Here is a 21,342-nt window from a genome sequence, read left to right as displayed (position 1 = left end):
ACTTAAAAACTAAAATTTATGGAAAATTCGCAAAAAACAAGTACAGGTTTAAAAGTCGGATTAGGAATTTTATTGGTATTATTTTTAGGAACAGCTTTTTATGCTTCTAAGCTTTATACAGATAATAAAGAAACCGAAAAAACACTCATTACAGAAAAGGAACAAGTAATGAACGACCTCAACATAATGGCCGCACAATATGATGAAGCCATTGCTGAGAGCGAAATTAAAAATCAAGATTTAATTGCTGCAAGAGAAAGGATTACAGGTTTAATGGATTCTTTAAAAGTGTCTCAAACAAGTGTAAATAGCTTATGGAGATACAAAAAGAAGTTTATGGCATTACAGGAAGAAATGGATGTCTTAATGGCTGAAAATGATAAACTGAAAGTTGAGAACGAATATTTAGCAACATCCTTAGATAGTACTCAAGTACAATTAGCTGAGCGTACAGTATTTACAGATTCTTTATTAGTTCAAAATACAGAATTAGCTACTGTAGTAGAAGATGCTGCTGCTTTACAAACTGTTGGTTTAATTGGTATGGGTGTGATAGAAAGAAGTAGTGGAAAGCAAATACCAACTGAGCGTGCTAAGCGTAGTGACAAAATTAAAGTTTGTTTTACGGTAGCTAAAAACAAATTGACTGAAGCTGGCGATAAAGAATTGTATGTACAGGTAATCGACCCTAAGAACAACGTATTAGGTGCTAATGAACAGATTCAGTTTGAAGACCAGGTTTTAAACTACAGTTTAATTAGTCGTTTTAACTACGAAAACAGAAACTTAAACATTTGCGAATATATTAACGTACTTGAAGACTCTAAGTTTGAAGAAGGTCGTTATAAGATAAATGTATTTAATGATAAAGAGTTGATTTCTTCTTCAGAATTCGTAATGAAGTAAGAGTTGATTATTTGATTGATTGATAGTTAAAAATCCGGAAGTATATGCTTCCGGGTTTTTTTTGTGCATTATTTTTAAATTTTCATAGGGTAAAAGAATTACAAAGTGTCTTAAGGGTGAATTATTAATCCAAATTATTACACTATGAAAATGATTACCAAAAGAGGTTCAAAAATTGCTTTAGCCTCTATAATAGTATTAGTTGCCCTCGGAGTTTCTTACTTCTCTATTAAAAACCAAAACATAAAATCAGAATTAGAGCAAGAGAAAATCGCATTGATCGAAGAACTAGAAAATATGTCTAATTCTTACGATGAACTTTTGGAAGAACGGAATTGGAAAAATGACGAACTACTTGATGCTAAGTTAAAAATTGACAGGCTCGTAGATTCTTTAGAAACCACTACAATAACCTTAAAATCTTTATTGGCACTTAAAGACAGGCAATTAGAATTACATTCTACACTAAAAGGATTGATTAGAGAAAATAATGAGTTGAAGCAAGACAATGGGCTTTTAGTACAATCTCTAAATATTAGGAAAAATGAATTGTCTAAGGCTCATAATCAACTAGTGTCTTATCAAGACCAAAACTCGCAACTTCAGGAAGAGAAAGAACAACTAAATGAGAAAGTTGAAAGTATGGCTTTTCTTAATATGGTTCACCTTAATGCTAGAGCATATAAAGAACGCTCTTCGGGTAAACAAATTGAAACCGATAGAGCTAGAAAAACCGACAAGTTTGAAGTTTGTTATACCATTGCCAAAAACCCTTTGGTAAAAGAAGGCACAAAAGAACTTTATGTTCAGGTTATTGGTCCTAGACAGCTCGTTGTATCACCAAAATATAAACGCTTTAAGGAAGAACGATTTGAATTGAACTATTCCTTCATTACAGCATTTGACTATAAGAATGAGAATATAAATAAATGCGACTATTTAGATATAGAAGATTCTGAAGAACTCTCAAAAGGTATTTATACAGTAAATATTTTTGATAGACAGAGTCTAATTACGAGTTATAGATTAGAGTTGAAATAACAGTTAATTGAGTTAATGCTAAATCCGGAAGTTCTCTTCCGGATTATTTATATCCTTTAATTGACCGTTGATAATAACTTGCTCAACAGGATTGTGAGCAAAGGCATAAGGAATTTCGCTATAATGATTTAGAGGTTTTGTGATAATGAGATTAGCCTTTTTGCCTCTTGTAATGCTTCCATACAGATTGCTTATTCCCATAGCGTAAGCACCATTTATAGTCGCTGCATTTATTGCTTCTTCTGGTGTCATTTTTAACTTTACGCAAGCGGCACTTACAATAAAATTCATATTACCACTGGGAGCGGAACCTGGATTATAGTCAGTTGCAATTGCTATTGGAAGTCCTGCATCAATAAGTTGCCTTGCTGGTGTATAAGGAATACTTAAAAAATATGAGCAACCAGGTAAAGCCACTGGTATAGTGTCGCTATTTTTTAATGCTTTAATATCATCTTCATTCAGTTCTTCCAAGTGATCAACCGATAATGCATTGTGTTTTACTCCTAATGCAACTCCACCAAGAATATTAAATTGGTTCACATGAATTTTTGGTATCAGCTTATGTTTTAGGCCAGCCTTTAAAATGGCTTCTGTATCATTAATATCAAAATAGCCTTCTTCACAAAAGACATCTATATAATATGCAATATTTAGCTTTGCTGCTTTTGGGATTAACTGTTCTGTAATTAATTTAATGTATTTATCTTTTTTAGCACGATAAGATTCGGGTATTGCATGAGCGGCTAAAAGAGTAGGTGCTATTTTGGCTAGGCTTTCCTGCTTTATACGTTTTATAACACGTAGCATTTTCAATTCGGCATCAACCGTAAGACCATAACCGGTTTTAATTTCAAAAGCTCCTGTTCCCATTTTTATGAGTTCTTCCATTCGGTTTATGGATTGCTCATATAAATCCTCTTCAGAAGTGTCTTGAAGTAATTTGGCAGAGTTTAAAATTCCACCACCACGATTGGCGATTTCGGCATAACTCAAGCCATTGATTCTATCAACAAATTCTGATGTTCTATCACCTGCATAAACCATATGTGTATGAGAGTCGCACCAAGAAGGTAAAACAATTTTGCCAGTGGCATCAATAACGGTTTCTGCTTCAAGACCATCACAGTATTTCATTTCGCCGTATTCTATAATGGTATCGTGCTCAACATATAGATAAGCATTTTCTAACACTGGTAGTGTTTTCATGTCATTGCCCTTTACAAGTGTAACATTAGAGTCGTGGACTTGTAAAAGTTGCTTAATATTGGTGATGAGTATAGACATGGGTTTGCTTTTTTGTAAAGTTCTTTCTTTTTTTTGAATAAAAAAAACGCTAGCTGATAGAACTAGCGCTTAAGATTTAAAATATTTATGTCTCTATTCTTTTATGAATTTTGAAGCAAATTTCCCATTGATACTAATGTTATAAATACCATCTGCTAATTCTGAAACATCTAAAGTCTCATTAGAATTATGAGATTTGGTCATAATATTTTTGCCTAATATATCTGTGATAGTAATATCAATTACGCTGTTGTTAAATCCTTCAAAATTTAATAAGTCTTTGGCAGGGTTAGGGAAAATGCTAACAGTTCTTAAATCAAATTCGGCAACATTTAAAGTTTCAAATAAATTTTCAAAGTAATTTAAATCATCTTCATTGTATGCACAACTGACAATATCCATATCACCATCATCATCAAAATCATTAACAGCATAAACAAAGGTTTGACTTTGAGTATTATCAATAACGGTTTCACTACCAAAACTTCCAGCTCCATTATTCTTAAACCATACCAAATCATTACCCGAACCAGAAGACCCGCTACTTAATACAATATCCTCAACACCATCGGCATCCACATCTTTAAATTGAGCTACGGAAGGATTTACTATGGTAGTTGTAAATACAGTTTCAGTATAACCAGCTCCATTATCCTCATACCAATATAGATTTCCTGTTGGACCTCCACCAAAAGACACTTCTGTAGCAAGTATGTCAAGGTTTGAGTCACCATCTAAATCTTCGAATGAAGCATTAAAAATACCAACTTTACCAGTAGCAACAGAGGTCGCATCTTTGGCAAATGCAACTGTACCACCAGGAATAAGGTCATTTCTAAAAATTTCTATAACATCACCTGCATAAGCTGCAGTTGCAACCAGAGCATCTAAATCTCCGTCACCATCTATATCACTAAGATTTACAACTCCAGGAGAACTTAAAGTATCATCAATTTTGACAGATTCTAAAGTAAAGCTTCCTGTACCATCATTAGAAAACCATACCACTTCATTACCATCATAGGCAGTTATAGCCAAATCAACAAAGGTATCACCATTAATATCACCAAGTGAAACTCCAGAAGCTCCACTTATGGTACTTGAAATAATAGTTTCCATTCCGAAGTTGCCCGAACCATCGTTAGAGAACCATACTACCGAATCATTGTTATAGCCAGTAGCCAATATGTCTAAAAACGTGTCTCCATTAAGATCCACTAGTTTAAGGGCACCAATGCCATTTAATGTATTGGTGATTAGGGTTTGAAATGTAAAAGTTCCATCGCCATTGTTTTTGTACCATTCTATAGTGTTCCCAAAGTACGTCCCAATGACAACATCAGAAAGTGCATCTCCATCAATAATTCCAGAAGCTATTGTGTATGGTGCATCACCAGTAGATGCATTTATCGTAGATTTTGCGGCCCAAACAGTTTGGGCATTTACTGATAAGGCAATGCAAAATATTGATATTAAAGTAAGTAAAATTCTTTTCATAATTTTTTTAGATTTGTTTTTACTAATGTAAGAATTTATTTTATAATCTTATTATTCTGCTTGACATTCAATAACTTACATTTACTTTAAGCTACCAACCATATCTTCTGGTTTTACCCATTCATCATACTCTTCAGCGGTAACATAACCAAGGTTAATGGCTTCCTCTTTTAATGTGGTTCCGTTTTTATGGGCTGTATTTGCTATTTCGGCTGCTTTATAATAACCAATTTTAGTATTTAAGGCCGTTACCAGCATTAAGGAGTTATTCAGTAACTCTTTAATCACGGAGTGGTTGGGCTCTATACCTTGAGCACAATTTTCATCAAAACTTACACAGGCATCACCTATTAATTGTGCAGATTGTAAAATATTAGCTGCCATCATTGGTTTAAACACATTAAGCTCGTAGTGACCTTGCGTGCCACCAACAGTAATGGCAACATCGTTACCCATCACTTGCGCACAGACCATGGTTAAGGCTTCACTCTGCGTTGGATTTACTTTTCCTGGCATAATAGAACTACCAGGCTCGTTTGCAGGAATAATAATTTCTCCAATACCAGAGCGTGGGCCAGAAGCCATCATTCTTATATCGTTAGCTATTTTATTTAAAGACACCGCCAAAAGTTTCAAAGCTCCATGAGTTTCAACAATAGCATCGTGTGCTGCAAGTGCTTCAAATTTATTTTCTGCCGTAACAAATGGTAACCCTGTAAAATCAGCAATATATTTGGCAACCAAGACATCATAACCTTCTGGTGTGTTTAAGCCAGTACCTACTGCAGTACCTCCAAGTGCTAATTCACTTAGATGTGACAAAGTACTCTCTAACGCTTTTAAGCCATGGTCTAATTGTGAGACATAACCAGAAAATTCCTGACCCAATGTTAACGGAGTCGCATCCATAAGATGTGTTCTACCAATCTTCACACAATCTTTAAACTCTTGGGATTTATTATGAAGCGTATTTCTTAACTGAATCACTCCAGGAATGGTTGTTTCTACCACTTTTTTATAAGCCGCAATATGCATCCCAGTAGGGAAGGTGTCATTTGAGGATTGTGATTTATTAACATCATCATTGGGCTGAATGGTTTTGTCGCCCTCACCAATAACCTTACCAGCCAATTGGTGTGCTCTGTTGGCAATAACCTCGTTAACGTTCATGTTACTTTGCGTACCAGAACCCGTTTGCCAAATCACCAGCGGAAACTGATCATCGTGCTTACCATCTAAAATTTCATCACATACCTGCGCAATTAAATCGCGTTTGTCTTTGTCTAAAACACCCAATTCACAATTGGTATAAGCAGCCGCTTTTTTAAGATAAGCAAAGCCATACACTACCTCTAAAGGCATGGATGCAGGTGCACCAATTTTAAAATTATTACGAGAACGCTCGGTTTGCGCTCCCCAAAGTTTATCTGCTGGGACTTTAACCTCGCCCATGGTGTCTTTTTCAATTCTATACGTCATTGGTCTTATTTTTTATGGATACTACAAAATTACGGATTTAAGCCATTTTTGGAAACGGAAACTGGGCTTTTATTTTAATGTTGAAAGCTTAAAAATACGTAATACTACGTATGGACATATGGAGATTAAAATGGTAACTTGCTTACCTATGTTGAGCCTGTTTCTTTAACAGGCGAAAAAATCAACCTATGGTTGCAATATTAAAGCAGAATCGAGATACTCAAACTTAACCAAAAAGTTGTTTCAAAATGAATAAAACATTTTTTATTATCGGATTGATTGTAATAGTTGCGATTTTGATTTTTCAATTTGGATTAAAACCATCTTCACCTGACTTAAGTAGTAAAAATAGACCGAGCGATACACAAAAACCATCCAAGCTGATTGAGAATGATAAATTAATTTTAGTAAAAAATATAAAACTGGATTATTTAAAACAGGCTATTGAACAATTTTGTAATATTTATAACCAAGAGACATATATTGCTCAACCTAGATTATTTCTTCTTAACAATGAATTCGTGATTACATTCCCTTATGACATTGATTTTGAGCGATACTGTTATTTTATTAATTATTTGGTAAATGCTCATGACTTGAGTTTAAAATCTGATTATAAACCTGATGTTAAAGGATGGTATTCGACAGAGACTGGAGATGCTTGGATGAGGGAAGACTTAGTAAATAAAAAAGTTATGATTTTTATTCCTGATTGGGACGAGGAACATGATAATGTATATTTAACAACTAAGGACAATATTGGTTATAAAATGGGATTCGCAATTGGACACACAAGTCAAAAACTGGATAGACCAGTAAAAAGATTTGAGGAAAATCCTATTGAACTAACTAAATTAACAGATAGGGAAACGATTAATTTTGAATAAATTACTGCAATTAACGAAATTAACGGCGATTACGGAGGTTCTGACTATATCGGTATCCACTCGGAATCGCTAAAGTCTAAAATAACCTAAAAATTACCATATATGAATCTTTTACTGTCGGTTATACAATAGATATATAAGCCTGACACAAACCTATCCCACAATTATCCCATCCACCATAGTCAATTGCCTGTCTGCCATTTCTGCAAGTTCTTGGTTATGGGTAACAATGACAAAGGTTTGCTTAAACTCGTCCCGTAGCTTAAAAAAGAGGTTATGCAATTGCTCAGCGGATTCACTATCTAAATTCCCAGAAGGTTCGTCGGCAAAGATAATTTTAGGCTCGTTAATTAAAGCTCTGGCTACAGCCACACGTTGCTGTTCTCCACCAGACATACTGTTGGGCTTATGGTGTAAACGTTCTGACAACCCTAAATAATCGAGCAGTTCCTTAGCGCGTTGCTCAGCTTTTGCTTTTGGTGTATTATTTATAAAAGCAGGAATGCACACATTCTCTAAAGCTGTAAATTCTGGCAGTAATTGGTGAAACTGAAAGATAAAACCGATATGGTTATTTCTAAATTTCGCTAAGGCTTTATCGTTTAATGATGTTATGGATTGTCCGTTGATAGTGAGGTCGGTATCCGTCTTATAATCGGGTTTGTCTAAAGTGCCCAAGATTTGCAATAGTGTAGTTTTACCAGCACCAGATGCACCCACTATGGATATAATTTCACTTTCAGAAATGGTTAAATCTACACCTTTCAATACATGAAGGTCGCTATAGGATTTATGAATATTTGTTGCCTTAATCATAGTGTTAGCGAAAATACTATTTTAATACGATTATTGCATCATGTTTTATGGTAGTGTATTAAACCGATTAAATGGTCTATTGTTAAATCTACTCGCTTGCCCTGTTTGAGCAGGTGTTTTCTTTTTAAAGACGGATTTAATACCATTAAAATCTATAAAGTACTGCACTCTAACTGAAAGTGTATGCTGCATCGGTTGATCAAACAATGTATTTAAACTTTCCGAATAACTGTCTTCCGACATGGTATCAAAATTAAACAACTGATTTCTATACAAAGCTGTTAAAAAACTTCCTGGAGCAAATTGCCATGAGTAGCTTAGATCTATATTCCACGTACTAAAGTTAATGTTTGGACTGTTACCTATATTATCTACAGTGTAACCAGATTCTGTAGTTAAGCGACCATTGTCTAATAGGGTAAATAATTCATCGTCATAGTTTACAGTATCCCAATAATGTCTAAACGTTAATGCCAATGAGTTAAAAGGATTAAAGGTGTAATTTGCCGAAATACTATTGGTTAATCTTTTGCGGTTTCGCTCGCCAAAAATAGGCTGGTTATCTACTCTTGTGGCATAACCTCTGGATCCGTTGGACATATTAAGATTCATGCTATATACCACCTGAAATTTGTCGTTAAACCTGAATCTAGGACTTAAATTTAGGTTGTACCCAAATAAATCCCTTCCATCTTCAAATATCTTAAATATGTTAGCATTAATATCATAAGCAAATTTTTTGTTATAGTTTGAAGAGTAGTATCCACCACCAGATACAATATCCTCGTATATAAAAAATCGGCCATCCCTAGACTCAAAATAATCGTATTGTTTGCCTGGTTCTATATTCATATTAAACCCATAATTATTCAAAGCTTTGGTCTGTGCATTGTAGTTTGCTCCAAAATTTATACCTGTAAAGGTTCCTGGATTAGCTAGGTTTTTGTAATTGATATATGCACTTATACGGTAGTTATTAAGATTGCCTTGGGGCTCAAAGATTCTATAGGATACATCTGCTCCAAAGTTATTGTAGTTATTTCTAAAGATAAGTCCAAGATCATTAATGTCAAACTTTGTGTCTGCAAAGCTGTGGTCAAAACTATACCTGAAATTACCATGTGCTTTTCCTATAAAAAAGAACGTACTATAGCCTGTTTCATTATCATCAAATTGACGGTTAACGTTGCTCATTTTAGCTTCGCCAATTATTCTATACGTGTTACGTTTATTCTGTATGCTGGTAACTAATGCGGTTGCATTAGCATCTCTAAAACTACCTTCTCTCAGTACATTGGTATTGATTAAACTAATAGAGGAGTTGCCATTAAATTGTTGGTCTACAACAAGAATATTGTAATTGGCAAAAGGCTCTACAACTTCATTACGTTTTTCATTGGTGGTTGTATTTGTAATTGTTGCCGCTGTTTTTTCGGTAATGGCATTAAAAATTCCAATACCCAATCCTTCTTTTGTTCGTCCGGAAATTTTTATCGCATTTAAAACCTTTACCTCACTTGGTACATTTGCTACTTCGTCATCAGATAGATTTAGTCTGCCACTTGGTCTGTTACCTACGCGTCTTGAAAAGAACAAATTACCTTTAGAGAATAATTCTACACCTTCGGTGAAAAACTGCCGTTGCTCAGAAAAGGTTTGTTCAAATGGCCCAAGGTTTAGTGTTACGTTATCAAAACCAGCTTGGCTAAAGTCTGGTACAAGAGTAGCATCTAATGTAAAATTGTCTGTAATACCATATTTTACATCCATACCAAAGGTTAAATCGGTATCGGTTTCTCCATCAAAATCATTTATAATTCCTGTTGAAAAAGGGTAGAGGTTAAGCCTCACAGGTGGTTTAATGTTTTTTAACCCTGTTAATTCTCCATGGTAGATGCCAATATTTCCTTTTGTTGGATCAATTGGGTTCCATGTGTATTGCGACCGTTCTCTTCTAAATTGTCTATGGAATTGTAATCCCCAAGTTGGTTCTTCTTGATCTGTAAATCGTAAAGCACGATATGGGATTTTTACTTCTACGATCCAGCCATCGTCCACGATTTTCACAGAGCTTTCCCAAACGGCATTCCACCCAAAATCTTCACCAATTGTAGGGTTTGCAATAGCATCAGCTTGCTGACCCGAGCTAAAGATGAAGAACTGTGTATCGTTTTGAGCATCATTGTTTGGATTGATTACGATACCAAAAAAATCATTTTGACCAAAATTATCTCTACTCGTCAACTGTTTCATGATTTTTGTAGGATCATCGTAAAGATAGGCTCCAATATAAATGGCCTGGTTATCGTAGGTCATTTTCACCTCGGTTCGTTCCTCAACTGGACGTTTATCTCCAATTTCTGGTCTAAATGAAATAAAATTAGTGGCTATCTCAGCATTTTGCCATGCTACATCATCTAAAACGCCATCTATTTCAGGAGCTTGTTCTGCTCGATTGATGTTTAATGATTTTTTTTCTTCAGGAAGGATGACCTCGTCTTGGGATATGGCAATGCTTGAAAAACAAATAAATAGCAATAGTAGAATTGAACGTAAGTTCATAATGGATTGATGATTGATGATAGTTTAGTATATTGTTAAAGACATAATTATTTTGCGGCTGTTACACTTTAACTTTGCAAAACTAACTTGTCAGGTCACGCAACGGTCTTAACTAAAAGTTAAAAAGCCTTAAGTTATGTTAATGGAATTTTTCTGACGAAGCGACAGGTGCCATATTTTGGAACACTTCTTGCTCTGTAATTGATAAATTAAATATGAAAAAATACCAAATACTATTTCTAGGTCTATTGTTTGACGCATTGGGCTTTGTATCTTTCATTATCCCTGGTGTCGGAGAATTCTCTGACATTATCTGGGCGCCAGTTTCAGGTTGGTTAATGACCAAATTATATAAAGGGAAAGAAGGAAGAATTGCTGGTGTCATCACTTTTGTTGAAGAGGCTTTGCCTGGTTTTGATATCATACCATCATTTACTTTAATGTGGATTTACACCTATGTTATAAAAAAAGATAAGCCTATAGACAACGCATAAAAAAAGCACTCATTTGAGTGCTTTTTTTTTATCATCTATAAAGGTTTGATTAGTTGACATCAAAAGAGAAAGATGCTTCGATATCTGTTTCTCCTCCTGCACCATTAGCCGTACCATCATTAGGTTTTGTAGGCTCATGTTTTAAAGTTACCGTTAAAGTATTTCCAGTGGATGCACTACCTGAGTTTAAAGTAATGTTAACTCCAAGTGGGTTTCCATTTCCATCCATATCATCGTAAGTTACAGAGCTACCAGAAGTACCTAAAAAGTTATAAAAAACTTGATGTTCATCCGCTTCTTCCTCAACTTCTTCAGTAATGTCTTCTGCTGGGTTTTCAAGTTCATTTAAAAATTCTACACTTCCTGTATAAGCCGTAGAAGCCGCGAGCGCGCTACTTACAGTAATTACCGGAGCATCTGGTCCGTCACCATCCGCATCACGAGATTGAAATACTACGTCTGTCCCACCACCTTGAGGTGATAATGTAAGCGTAAGTGTTGTTATTACTTCTTCTTGGTTAACTAGTGCTGGATTGTCGTCATCAGAACATGATGTCACAAGCCCTAAAGTAATACATACGATTAGAATTTTTTTCATTGATAATATTGTGTTTATTGTTTTCATTTTTTTGAATTTTAATAATTAAATTGTAATTGTAACATTATATTTCTTCCCAAGTCATCAGCAAAATAACGAAGGCGATTAAGGTAAGCTCTATAGTTTGTATCCAATACATTATTAACACTTAGAGCTATGTTTAAATTGGTTTTATCTGAAGTGTCTACTGTAATTTCAGAATATAAGTGCAATAAATGATAGGCTTTTGGTGGTGTACTAATATCTAATAATACATCCTCGTTTCTGGTAGGATCGAATATTTCGAAATTGAAATCTGGGTATTCATTTTGGTCAAACACCCATTCAGATTTTAGGTTAAACTTAAAATTAGACCAATTGTCATTAGTATAAGTTAAACCATTTAAAGTACTAAATGGTGGCATATCAATTAATGGAATGTCATCTGTTTTGTCATACCCTTTTATAAATGATGTCTTATTATTTAAACTAAAATTGTCTGAAATGTTATACACTGCCGAAATGTCAACTCCAAAAATCTGAGCTTTGGATTGTACAAATTCCCAAGCCACAAACTCACCTCTGTTAGTAATTTCGGATTCTCCTGAAGGTCTCAGATAAATAAAATTATTGATAGTATTGAAATAAGCGTCAATTAAGAAACTTACATCAGTGCCATTATAACTATATGTCGATGAGATTCGATTAGATATTTCCTTACTTATACGTAGATCTCCAAACTCAAATCTTGCTGCAGCATGATGTAAGCCATCACTAAATAATTCTGACGGGTTAGGCGGTCGGCTAGATAAACTATAATTACCTAATACATAACTTTTGGTATTTATAACATGCTTAAGTCCAGCGGATGCAGAAAAATTATGATAATTAAAAACAGGATTTGTTAATAATTGCGTACCCACATCATCGATAACAATGTTTGCAAAATCTTCGTCATAGCCTCGTTCTTCCCAGCGTGATGTGATATAGAACTTTTTAGCATCTATACGGTTAAAATCATAGCGTGCACCAAAATCAAAGATCAAATCATCCGTTAAATTCCATTCTGAAGTCACATATACACCAAAATCGTATTTATCATAGTCAGGAATAAGACGTCTTACACCAGTATCAGGATTTGCAAAATTGTCTTGATACCTTCCCATTAGTCCAAAGTTTACCTTTCTATTTAGATTTGTATCCAATTTTAAATCAGCAAGTACTGTATGGGTTTGTAATCTTAGATCTACAGCCGGTATACTGCTGCGTTCGCCTCTTCTGATATCAAACTCAAAACGACGATTATTTTGGTAATCGTACTGTACATCTATTTTTCCAAAATTCTTGAAGCGTTTAAAATATTCTGCTTTAAAGAGATGATGAGTTACTTCTTGTCTTGGTGGATTAATATCATAACTAAAATCATTAATAATTAAAGGTTCTGGGGCATTAATAGCATTTGCCAAATCACCACCATTTCCGGTGTGTGCCGCCCTTAAAATTCCAATATTATTGTTTAGGTAGCTATAATAAATCTCAAAACCAGATTCGAAGGTTTTTTTACCACCTCTTAAGGTAATTCCTTTAGATTTTAAACCCGTATTTGTAAGGATATAATCAGGGGACTCAAAATCTCCATAACGTTTTAACGAGCCTTGAACACTGGCAAACCAACCTGATTTCATAAACTTGCTTAATGATGAGGATAATGAAAATCCTCTTCCATTAGACTGACCACTCAGAACGGTTTTTCCGAAAAGGGTATCCTTTAGAAAAGTTCGCTCTGGGTTTATAACTATAACACCACCAATAGCATCACCACCATAGGCCAAAGCACCAGATCCTTTGATAACCGAAATTTGAGAAGCACTATTTATATCTACGTTTGGAGCATGCTCAATTCCCCATTCCTGATCTTGTAGACGCACATCATTAGTGAGAATTAAAAGCCTACTACTATGCATACCATTAATCATTGGTTTTACGATGGTGTTTCCGGTATTTATAGAGGACACACCTGCAACTTCTTTAAGAGCATCTCCAAGGTTTAAAGAAGAATACTTTTTTAGTGTATTAGCCTTAATTACTGTTTCTTGAGCTGTTTTTGTCTCTGTTCTTGTCACATTGCCAGAGACGGAAATTTCATCGAGTTCCTCTACATGGTGCTCAATCAAGATTTTTTCAAAGGTATCACCATTAATGTCATAACTCACAATTTTGGTTTCACAACCCACATGAGAAATGGTTAATGTTAATGTGCCAGAGCATAGATTTTCAATTTTGAATTTACCGTCAAAATCAGATACCATGTATTTATCTTTTTCTTTAATATATATGGTAGCCGATACTATAGGTGATCCATCATGAAAATCGTCTAATTCTCCTAAAAAAGTATAGTTGCAATCTTGGCTATAACTAAAGCATGATAATGCCATAATTAAGCCTGTAATTAATCGTGTCATTTAAACAATTTCGTTAATATAAATAGTGCGGAGCTCTAAATTAACTGTGGTGGACCTCTGAGGTACCTTGATGAATGCTGATAATTATTAAAAGAAATATAATACGATAATGATTCTGATGCATCTGAAATCTTCAGTGTTTCATCATAATCATAAACTAAAAAGTATTGGTTTTGTGTAAGCTTAAACTTATAGAAATCACAATCTAAATCAAACTCATGAAAATGCGTACTTGTATCTGCATCGTCATTCTCGCAAACTTCGTGCTCATGATGATTGAAAACATGCGACAACTTTACTGCTGTTGGCAACAACACTGAGAGTGCTAACGTAAATGCTAGAACTTTAAAAAGGGATGCTATGATAGTCTTAATTCTCAATCTACAAAACGCTTTAAACCAAATCGTCTCAACATTTTCTTTTCAAACTCCCAAAAGAATTTAAATTGACCAAAAAGCCAACCAAAGAAAACCAAAAGGATTTGGTAAAAAATTAGTCCAATGATAATGAATAAAATCCAATAGAGCAGAGGATTTAAGTTTTCTTTAGTAATACCTATTAACTTCATTATTGGTCTACCTATAAGCATAGAAGATGAACCGGTTATGGCAAAGACTATAAACACTCGAATCATTTCCCATTTATAATCGAGTATCCACTTGTTTTCCAGTTTTTTGAAAATGAATAAGGTTAGCTTCAATAGGCTATAAAAAACAGGAACTGTAGCTACAATTGAGAATGCAATAGGGTAGTCCTTTAAAAAAGCATTAGAGAGTTTAAAGGCAGAATAGCCTAAAGCAAGTAAACCAAAAAAGGGAAACAACAACTGCCAATTGTGTTGTATTTCCCATTGTTTTTTGAATTTTTCCATAACACTTTTTAAGTGCTGCAAATTTAAGCTAAATTCTAGGAACGAAAGATGTTAACCTTTGGTTATATTTTAACTGAAAATATAAAAAATAGTTATAGAGTTTATAGTTAACATCATAACCATAATCTGTGCGTGTATCGTAATCTATCCGTAGCTGGTATAAATTTGGGTCATAGATCATAGGTTGTAGATTCCTTTGGTTCCACGATTGTACCAATAAGGCATTACGAGACTCTAACCATTGTTGAGAGTGAAACCCTCTTGGTCTGGCTCTAGATTGCAGCCAAGCATTAAAACCCGGTTCAATGATTATAATTTCGTAGTCACTTTCGTCACTACTAATGGAAACCGTATCGTTTTTCACTAAACCACTATCATTACTGTTGTTGATAGTTTGGTCATTGTCGTAAGATTTGCAACTTGCAATAAGGGCTATAAGTACGATAAATGGGATAATCTTTTTCATATTACTAAAGATATTAAAAATTAATGAGTGTTGTTTATATTTTAAATTCGATTTAACACTACAAAGCAAGGTAAAATCACATCTATTTTATAGCCCCATTTTGTAAACAGGTCGTTTCAATGAGTAAACAATCCTTTTTTTAGTCTATTGAAGAATAGCAATAAAAAAAGCAGCTCCAATAGGAACTGCTTTTATATATCATAGTATTTAAATACTATTTTCCGAATAGACCGCCTAAAAGACCACCGAGTCCGCCTCTTTTCTTTTTTCCAGCACCTAGTAACATACCAGCAACATCATCGATGACACTACCATCACCATCGGCATCTAATATTTTCTCAAGAAAACTTTGCTCATTGCTAGTCTTACTTCCTCCTAATAAACCTCCTAGTAAGCCACCTAAATCACTTTGTGAACTTACATTGTTCTGACGAGCTTGTTTACCCAAAACTCCCATTAATATTGGTGCAGCAACTTTAAGGATATCACCAACAGAACTTGTATCTAATCCTGCTTTCTGACCTAAGACTTGTTCAACACCATGACGCCTTTGACCCAAAACATGGCCAAGAATTTTATCTCCATCAGTTTTTACGTCTTCATCGACTCCACCTCCAAAAAGACCACCTAAGTTGTCTAAGATACTTCCGTCGTGTTTGCTATTTAATGCACCCATTAAACCTTGAGCTCCTTCTGGCGTAGAAGCATTGCGCTCCATCGCTTTCATAAGAACAGGCAATGCCATGGTTAAAACACTACTTGTTTTATTTTGGTCTGTTCCTGTAGATCCAGAAACACCACTTATGATGTTTTTTCCTAAGTCACTGTTTAATAAATCTAAAATTCCTTCCATTTTGTTTTGTGATTACGGTTAATAAATTTAGTATTTGAAGGTACAAAAAAAAGTCCCACAGTTGTAGGACTCATATTTTTTGCTTTGGTCACATTTTTAATGACTTAACTTAAAATACTTATGATTTGCTCAGCTAACTCCACGCCAATTCTATCTTGTGCTTCATTTGTTGCAGCACCTGTGTGAGGAGTTAATGAAAGAGAAGGATTCATTAACAACTGAATTTCTGGAGCTGGTTCTTTTTCAAAAACATCTAAAGCCGCTCTAGCCACTTTTCCGCTTTCGAGAGCTTTGACAAGCGCCACTTCGTTTACAACTCCACCACGTGCAGCATTGGCGATGATTACACCATCTTTCATTTGGTTAAACTCTTTTTCATCTATAACATACTCTTTTTGAGCAGGTACATGTAGCGTTAAGAAATCTGATTGCTTTAAGACGTCTTCTTTAGAAATGGTTTCAATTTCAAATTTTAAGTTTTGTCCGTCAAAAAACTCTAGTTCCAAATCTGCTTTTTCAATAAAAGGATCAAAGGCAACAACTTTCATTCCTGCTCCGATAGCTACTTTTGCTGTAGCTTGTCCAATTCTTCCAAAACCAATAACTCCAAGTGTTTTTCCTTTCAGCTCAGTTCCTTTTGCATAAGATTTTTTTAAACTTTTAAAATTAGTATCACCTTCTAGCGGCATATCACGATTAGAGTTATGAAGAAAACGAGCTAAGCCATAGAAGTGTCCAAATACCAATTCGGCAACAGAATGCGAAGATGCTGCTGGTGTATTGATAACATGTAAACCTTTACTACGTGCATATTCTACATCAATATTGTCCATACCAACACCACCACGGCCAATAACCTTAAGGTTAGGACAGTTGTCGATAATATCCTTTCTAACTTTTGTGGCACTTCTTACCAAAAGGACATCAATGTTATTTTCGTTAATGTAATTTTGTAATTGCTCTTGCGCAACTGTAGTTGTTATGACTTCATATCCAGCAGCTTCCAAGGCATCAATACCGCTTTGTGAAACTCCGTCGTTTGCTAATACTTTCATTATTCAGTTTTTTGTCATTGCGAGGAAGAATGATGTGGCAATCTCATTAAAGAGATTCCTTTACTTCGTTCGGAATGACGATTATTAATTTTATGTTTAAGTAAGCATTATAAACTACAATTGCTTACTGAAGGCTTTCTTAAGCCTTACTCTCAAGTTCGCTCATAACTTCCACCAGTACCTTTACGCTATCTAGCGATAAGGCATTGTACATTGAAGCTCTATAGCCACCAACACTTCTGTGGCCATTTAATCCGTTAATGCCAGCTTCTTTCCACATGGCATCAAAAGTTTCTTTAAGATTTTCGTTTTCTAGAGTGAAAGTGGCATTCATATTAGAACGATCTTCTTTAACGGCATAACCTTTGAATAAAGGGTTCAAATCAATCTCAGAATAAATCAATCGCGCTTTTTTGTCATTTTCCTCTTCAATAGATTTTATGCCACCTAAATCCTTTAACCACTGCAAGGTCAGCATACTTGTATATACTGCAAATACAGGTGGTGTGTTAAACATACTGCCTTTGCTAATGTGAACCTTGTAATCCATCATTGATGGAATCTTACGAGACACTTTACCTAAAATATCTTCCTTCACAACAACTAAAGTAGTACCTGCAGGACCCATATTTTTCTGTGCGCCAGCATAGATCAAATCGAATTTAGTAAAATCCAATTGACGTGAAAAGATATCACTACTCATATCACATACCATTGGGATTGGTGATATAGGAAAATGTTTCATTTGCGTTCCGAAAATGGTATTGTTAGAGGTGCAATGAAAATAATCGTAATCTTCAGGGATGTCGTAACCTTTTGGGATATAATTAAAATTAGCACTTTTGGAGGATGCTACTTCATATATATCGTCATAGATTTTAGCTTCCTTAATAGCCTTATCCGACCAAGTACCAGTATTTAAGTAACCTGCACGTTTTTCTAATAGATTTAAAGCGACCATCAAAAATTGAGTACTCGCACCACCTTGTAGAAACAACGCCTTATAGCCTTTGCCCTCTAATCCTAGAAGTTCCAACGCCAATGACCTGGCATTTTCCATCACATCTACAAAAGGCTTACTACGGTGAGAAATTTCTATAAGGGATAGTCCATCATCAAAGTTTATCAGGGCTTCTGATGCTTTTTCAATTACTGATTTTGGCAATACACAAGGACCTGCGCTAAAATTATGCTTTTTCATTTTATCATGAATTTATTTCAGAATCTCCTAAATATCCTGAAGAGTCATTTTTTAAACAGCTACAAAGGTGCTAATTTATCAGGGATTAAGTATTAATAAATTGATAATTTTTAGGTCAAATTTTTAACAAGAATTCAACAGTATCCACATTATCTGCATAATCCCAAAGCTGTGGTTTTTGGGTCTCACCAAAATCCACCTCGTTTTTTATAAAGCCATCAGCCACGACACATTGAATTTTATCTGAATCTGATTTGAGTTTTTTCTTTAAATCGTCTTCCGAATCGTAGGTTTCATAAAATACAGTAGCAATAGGCGATGCATAGCTTGGATCTTCCTTAACCATAAGGAAACCGTTTTCTAACATATCAAACTCGCTCATTAAATAAACAGCCTTGTTGTAATCATAGTTGTTGGCATATTTTGCTTCGTGGATAACATGGTGCCATTTATAAACCGCCTTAAAAAACGCCTCGAAATTATAATCTTTTGGGACAAATAGTTTTGAGACATTTCTACAGCCTAAACCGTAGTATCTAAACATATCATCGGATAGAGCTTCTAATTGCTCATGAGTTTCATTGCCTGTAAGTACTGCAACCGAATTTCGATTCTTTCTTATAATAGAAGGCTTGTCCTTGAAGTAATATTCAAAATAGCGTGCCGTGTTATCACTACCTGTGGCGATCACAGCATCAAAATTCTCTAGTTTGCCTTCAGTGAATGTGATTTTATTTTTAAAGCCAGGTTCAACAACTTCTAGATACTTTGCCAAAAACGGCAGAAGATGCTTATCGTTAGAGGACTGTTTTACTAAAACCTTATGCCCAGAAATTAGCACGGAAAGGAAATCATGAAACCCAACTAATGGAATATTACCAGCCATAATTATGCCGATGGTTTTTGGTTCCGATAGGTTGAAGTTATACTTTGATATCCATTGCTTAATGGTATTCTTTGTCAATGCCTTACACCAAGACTCCAAACTAAAAAAAATGTTCGCTTCGGTAAACCAGCCATTGTGTTCTTTTGCTAATTTAATTTGATTTTTAAAACCCTCAAAAAACAAATCGTTAGATGTAACAGTGTCATCTTTTGTGATACCATCGGTTTTAAATTGACATAAAAACCGTCCTAATTTTGCGAAAGCGTTAATTCTTTGTTGTAAATCCATGTAGTGTTTGGTAAACCGCCATTTTGGCTCTATTTTTGCACTTCGTATTTTGTAGCGTGCTACAAGAGACTGCAAAATTAAGCAATAAAAAGAAGAATTAAATTATGGCAATAATAATCACAGACGAATGTATTAATTGTGGAGCTTGTGAGCCAGAATGCCCAAATACTGCTATTTATGAAGGTGCCGACGATTGGCGCTATTCTGACGGTACAAGCCTAACAGGAAAAGTAGTTTTACCCAATGGAAAAGAGGTAGATGCAGAAGAAACACAAGAACCTATAAGTGATGAAATTTATTACATTGCACCAGATAAATGTACGGAATGTATGGGCTTCCATGAAGAGCCTCAGTGTGCTGCGGTTTGCCCAGTGGATTGCTGTGTGCCAGATGAAGATTTGGTAGAGTCGGAGGCAGAACTGTTAGCTAAGCAGAGCTTTATGCATCCTGATGAGTAAAGAAAAACTATTACAATGAAAAAACCCGAAGTGCATCGCTTCGGGTTTTTTATTTTATAACTTATTTATTTAATCAATTAACTCTGCTTCATCATCTAAATCAGCCAGTTCAAAAACCATGTATTGCATTAAACGATCTACAGTAGTAGCATCATCTGAGTTGTTTTCTGTGTGAAAAGATGAATAGAATACTCCGCCTTGGCCATGTAAAAAGGTGTAGGCTAAATATTTATCTACCATATTGCCATCATATTCAACAGAGCTATAAAGCCATGGTAGAACGGTTTCTGCATCATAAGTATCTACGAGTTGCCAATCTGGAGCAAATTCATCTATAGTTACCGTTTCATTGTTAACATCAATATTATAATTTAATTCTATCCAATCTAATAGGTCCTGATTTAAAATTTGAGCTTCGGCAGTTAATGAAGTCCCGCTTTTATATGGTGTAGCAAAATCTATATATTCAGAACCATTTGCCGTTATATCATTTAAATAAGTATATGCATAGTCTGTAGCGTAAACCAAACCTCCGTTGTTAATATAGTCTGTGAGATTGTGACTAAATTCTGTACCTGATTCATTTAAACCACAGTTTAAGAATATAATATCATAATCATCTAGCAAATCCGGATTTTGAATAAATTCGCCAAAATTAAAATCTACATTAGGACTGAGCATTGGATTCATTCTATTTTGTGTATCATCGCCATGAGCATGACCATATTGTGATTGTCTATCAAAACCAATGTAACCATTTATAATATCAAATAAAGGCTCTTGCGTCAATGGGTCTACCAAACCTATATTATACAGTACCGCTTCTATACGATCCCAATGACCAGTAACTACTGCTATAGAAGGGATTTCTTCGATTAATATGCTGTCTAAATCTAGCATATTGAATTCGCTAAAATCCTCTAAGTTTACTGTTGTTGAGGTTTTAAATTTTCCTCTTTCAATATTTAGCTCATAATTACCCTTAGTAAGTTCGCTAAGCGTAAAATTACCTTCACTGTCCGTTAAGGCTTCCTTAACAAGTGTACCATCTTTATAGAGTTTTACGCTTGCCTTAGATACGGCATCTGATCCATTTGGTGTTACAAATTTTCCTGTGATACTATAATTTCCAGCCTCTAAATTATATGGCTGGTCCTTAGAGCAGGCTGTGAGTAAATTAAGAATTGTAAAAAGTGCAAGTAATTTTTTCATAATTGGTTGGTTTTATTGTTGTCTATATAATTTAGATGGTTAAA

At 34.8% G+C, this 21,342-nt stretch carries 20 protein-coding genes; 5 read left to right on the top strand and 15 right to left on the bottom strand.

The window, feature by feature from the left end; genetic code table 11:
* Positions 1-18 precede the first annotated feature (18 nt).
* Together SIB89_RS02300 and SIB89_RS02295 are read left to right on the top strand one after the other, a co-directional pair.
* Entirely contained in the window at positions 19-906 is an 888-nt protein-coding gene (locus tag SIB89_RS02300; protein ID WP_155087385.1) for a chromosome partitioning protein ParA, read from the top strand.
* 144 nt (positions 907-1,050) lie between these two features.
* On the top strand, positions 1,051-1,947 hold the full coding sequence (locus tag SIB89_RS02295; protein ID WP_412560998.1) for a hypothetical protein: 897 nt from the start codon (positions 1,051-1,053) through the stop codon (positions 1,945-1,947).
* Positions 1,948-1,965: 18 nt separating this feature from the next.
* Here SIB89_RS02295 and hutI read toward each other — a convergent pair whose 3' ends face one another.
* The 3 genes from hutI to fumC form a co-directional block, all read right to left on the bottom strand.
* Positions 1,966-3,234 (bottom strand): imidazolonepropionase, encoded by a 1,269-nt coding sequence (hutI, locus tag SIB89_RS02290; RefSeq protein WP_412560997.1) that lies wholly within the window; start codon positions 3,232-3,234, stop codon positions 1,966-1,968.
* Between the two features lie 93 nt (positions 3,235-3,327).
* Positions 3,328-4,731 carry a T9SS type A sorting domain-containing protein gene (locus SIB89_RS02285; protein WP_412560996.1) on the bottom strand — a complete coding sequence of 468 codons (1,404 nt, stop codon included), beginning with the start codon at positions 4,729-4,731 and terminating at the stop codon, positions 3,328-3,330.
* An 81-nt stretch (positions 4,732-4,812) separates the two neighbouring features.
* Positions 4,813-6,210, bottom strand: coding sequence for a class II fumarate hydratase (fumC, locus tag SIB89_RS02280; RefSeq protein WP_412560995.1), 1,398 nt, complete (start codon positions 6,208-6,210; stop codon positions 4,813-4,815).
* A 248-nt stretch (positions 6,211-6,458) separates the two neighbouring features.
* Between fumC and SIB89_RS02275 the strand changes: the two genes are divergently transcribed.
* The gene (locus SIB89_RS02275) at positions 6,459-7,097 is read left to right on the top strand and encodes a hypothetical protein (RefSeq protein ID WP_412560994.1); all 639 of its coding nucleotides are present in this window, start codon (positions 6,459-6,461) and stop codon (positions 7,095-7,097) included.
* A 153-nt stretch (positions 7,098-7,250) separates the two neighbouring features.
* Here SIB89_RS02275 and SIB89_RS02270 read toward each other — a convergent pair whose 3' ends face one another.
* Both SIB89_RS02270 and SIB89_RS02265 read right to left on the bottom strand, forming a co-directional pair.
* Positions 7,251-7,913 carry an ABC transporter ATP-binding protein gene (locus tag SIB89_RS02270; protein ID WP_412560993.1) on the bottom strand — a complete coding sequence of 221 codons (663 nt, stop codon included), beginning with the start codon at positions 7,911-7,913 and terminating at the stop codon, positions 7,251-7,253.
* 45 nt (positions 7,914-7,958) lie between these two features.
* On the bottom strand, positions 7,959-10,475 hold the full coding sequence (locus SIB89_RS02265; protein ID WP_412560992.1) for a DUF5916 domain-containing protein: 2,517 nt from the start codon (positions 10,473-10,475) through the stop codon (positions 7,959-7,961).
* 215 nt (positions 10,476-10,690) lie between these two features.
* On the opposite strand from SIB89_RS02265, the gene SIB89_RS02260 reads away from it, so the two are divergent.
* Complete coding sequence (locus SIB89_RS02260; RefSeq protein WP_412560991.1) at positions 10,691-10,969, top strand: hypothetical protein; 279 nt, start codon at positions 10,691-10,693, stop codon at positions 10,967-10,969.
* Positions 10,970-11,018: 49 nt separating this feature from the next.
* Here SIB89_RS02260 and SIB89_RS02255 read toward each other — a convergent pair whose 3' ends face one another.
* The 9 genes from SIB89_RS02255 to SIB89_RS02215 form a co-directional block, all read right to left on the bottom strand.
* Complete coding sequence (locus SIB89_RS02255) at positions 11,019-11,567, bottom strand: type 1 periplasmic binding fold superfamily protein (RefSeq protein ID WP_412560990.1); 549 nt, start codon at positions 11,565-11,567, stop codon at positions 11,019-11,021.
* Positions 11,568-11,605: 38 nt separating this feature from the next.
* A complete protein-coding gene (locus tag SIB89_RS02250) occupies positions 11,606-14,008 on the bottom strand; it encodes a TonB-dependent receptor (protein WP_412560989.1) in 2,403 nt (800 codons plus the stop codon).
* A gap of 35 nt (positions 14,009-14,043) precedes the next feature.
* Entirely contained in the window at positions 14,044-14,388 is a 345-nt protein-coding gene (locus tag SIB89_RS02245) for a hypothetical protein (RefSeq protein WP_412560988.1), read from the bottom strand.
* Positions 14,385-14,879, bottom strand: coding sequence for a DUF6787 family protein (locus tag SIB89_RS02240; protein WP_412560987.1), 495 nt, complete (start codon positions 14,877-14,879; stop codon positions 14,385-14,387). The genes SIB89_RS02245 and SIB89_RS02240 overlap by 4 nt, the downstream gene beginning before the upstream one ends.
* 28 nt (positions 14,880-14,907) lie before the next feature.
* Positions 14,908-15,345 carry a DUF6146 family protein gene (locus SIB89_RS02235; protein ID WP_412560986.1) on the bottom strand — a complete coding sequence of 146 codons (438 nt, stop codon included), beginning with the start codon at positions 15,343-15,345 and terminating at the stop codon, positions 14,908-14,910.
* 214 nt (positions 15,346-15,559) lie between these two features.
* Positions 15,560-16,198, bottom strand: a complete 639-nt coding sequence (locus SIB89_RS02230) for a DUF937 domain-containing protein (RefSeq protein WP_412560985.1) — start codon at positions 16,196-16,198, stop codon at positions 15,560-15,562.
* Positions 16,199-16,302: 104 nt separating this feature from the next.
* Positions 16,303-17,253: a D-2-hydroxyacid dehydrogenase gene (locus SIB89_RS02225; RefSeq protein ID WP_412560984.1), complete on the bottom strand. Its 951-nt coding sequence runs from the start codon at positions 17,251-17,253 to the stop codon at positions 16,303-16,305.
* A 139-nt stretch (positions 17,254-17,392) separates the two neighbouring features.
* Positions 17,393-18,454, bottom strand: a complete 1,062-nt coding sequence (gene serC, locus SIB89_RS02220) for a 3-phosphoserine/phosphohydroxythreonine transaminase (protein WP_412560983.1) — start codon at positions 18,452-18,454, stop codon at positions 17,393-17,395.
* Positions 18,455-18,569: 115 nt separating this feature from the next.
* Complete coding sequence (locus tag SIB89_RS02215; protein WP_412560982.1) at positions 18,570-19,628, bottom strand: acyl-CoA reductase; 1,059 nt, start codon at positions 19,626-19,628, stop codon at positions 18,570-18,572.
* Positions 19,629-19,732: 104 nt separating this feature from the next.
* On the opposite strand from SIB89_RS02215, the gene SIB89_RS02210 reads away from it, so the two are divergent.
* On the top strand, positions 19,733-20,086 hold the full coding sequence (locus SIB89_RS02210; protein ID WP_412560981.1) for a 4Fe-4S dicluster domain-containing protein: 354 nt from the start codon (positions 19,733-19,735) through the stop codon (positions 20,084-20,086).
* 69 nt (positions 20,087-20,155) lie between these two features.
* Here SIB89_RS02210 and SIB89_RS02205 read toward each other — a convergent pair whose 3' ends face one another.
* Positions 20,156-21,298, bottom strand: a complete 1,143-nt coding sequence (locus SIB89_RS02205) for a carboxypeptidase-like regulatory domain-containing protein (RefSeq protein WP_412560980.1) — start codon at positions 21,296-21,298, stop codon at positions 20,156-20,158.
* Positions 21,299-21,342 lie beyond the last annotated feature (44 nt).

The sequence above is a fragment of the Winogradskyella sp. MIT101101 genome (assembly GCF_047126865.1).
GTDB classification, from domain to species: Bacteria; Bacteroidota; Bacteroidia; order Flavobacteriales; family Flavobacteriaceae; genus Winogradskyella; species Winogradskyella ouciana.
The sequence above is the reverse complement of the archived record's forward strand: the minus strand, read 5'-3'. Positions and strand labels throughout refer to the sequence as shown.

Coding starts and splice junctions, on each gene's coding strand:
- SIB89_RS02235 (WP_412560986.1), bottom strand. CDS start 15,345: ATGAAAAAGATTATCCCATTTATCGTACTTATAGCCCTTATTGCAAGT.
- SIB89_RS02205 (WP_412560980.1), bottom strand. CDS start 21,298: ATGAAAAAATTACTTGCACTTTTTACAATTCTTAATTTACTCACAGCC.
- SIB89_RS02265 (WP_412560992.1), bottom strand. CDS start 10,475: ATGAACTTACGTTCAATTCTACTATTGCTATTTATTTGTTTTTCAAGC.
- SIB89_RS02285 (WP_412560996.1), bottom strand. CDS start 4,731: ATGAAAAGAATTTTACTTACTTTAATATCAATATTTTGCATTGCCTTA.
- SIB89_RS02215 (WP_412560982.1), bottom strand. CDS start 19,628: ATGGATTTACAACAAAGAATTAACGCTTTCGCAAAATTAGGACGGTTT.
- SIB89_RS02225 (WP_412560984.1), bottom strand. CDS start 17,253: ATGAAAGTATTAGCAAACGACGGAGTTTCACAAAGCGGTATTGATGCC.
- SIB89_RS02300 (WP_155087385.1), top strand. CDS start 19: ATGGAAAATTCGCAAAAAACAAGTACAGGTTTAAAAGTCGGATTAGGA.
- hutI (WP_412560997.1), bottom strand. CDS start 3,234: ATGTCTATACTCATCACCAATATTAAGCAACTTTTACAAGTCCACGAC.
- SIB89_RS02260 (WP_412560991.1), top strand. CDS start 10,691: ATGAAAAAATACCAAATACTATTTCTAGGTCTATTGTTTGACGCATTG.
- SIB89_RS02255 (WP_412560990.1), bottom strand. CDS start 11,567: ATGAAAAAAATTCTAATCGTATGTATTACTTTAGGGCTTGTGACATCA.
- SIB89_RS02210 (WP_412560981.1), top strand. CDS start 19,733: ATGGCAATAATAATCACAGACGAATGTATTAATTGTGGAGCTTGTGAG.
- SIB89_RS02295 (WP_412560998.1), top strand. CDS start 1,051: ATGAAAATGATTACCAAAAGAGGTTCAAAAATTGCTTTAGCCTCTATA.
- SIB89_RS02240 (WP_412560987.1), bottom strand. CDS start 14,879: ATGGAAAAATTCAAAAAACAATGGGAAATACAACACAATTGGCAGTTG.
- SIB89_RS02275 (WP_412560994.1), top strand. CDS start 6,459: ATGAATAAAACATTTTTTATTATCGGATTGATTGTAATAGTTGCGATT.
- serC (WP_412560983.1), bottom strand. CDS start 18,454: ATGAAAAAGCATAATTTTAGCGCAGGTCCTTGTGTATTGCCAAAATCA.
- SIB89_RS02270 (WP_412560993.1), bottom strand. CDS start 7,913: ATGATTAAGGCAACAAATATTCATAAATCCTATAGCGACCTTCATGTA.
- fumC (WP_412560995.1), bottom strand. CDS start 6,210: ATGACGTATAGAATTGAAAAAGACACCATGGGCGAGGTTAAAGTCCCA.
- SIB89_RS02230 (WP_412560985.1), bottom strand. CDS start 16,198: ATGGAAGGAATTTTAGATTTATTAAACAGTGACTTAGGAAAAAACATC.
- SIB89_RS02250 (WP_412560989.1), bottom strand. CDS start 14,008: ATGACACGATTAATTACAGGCTTAATTATGGCATTATCATGCTTTAGT.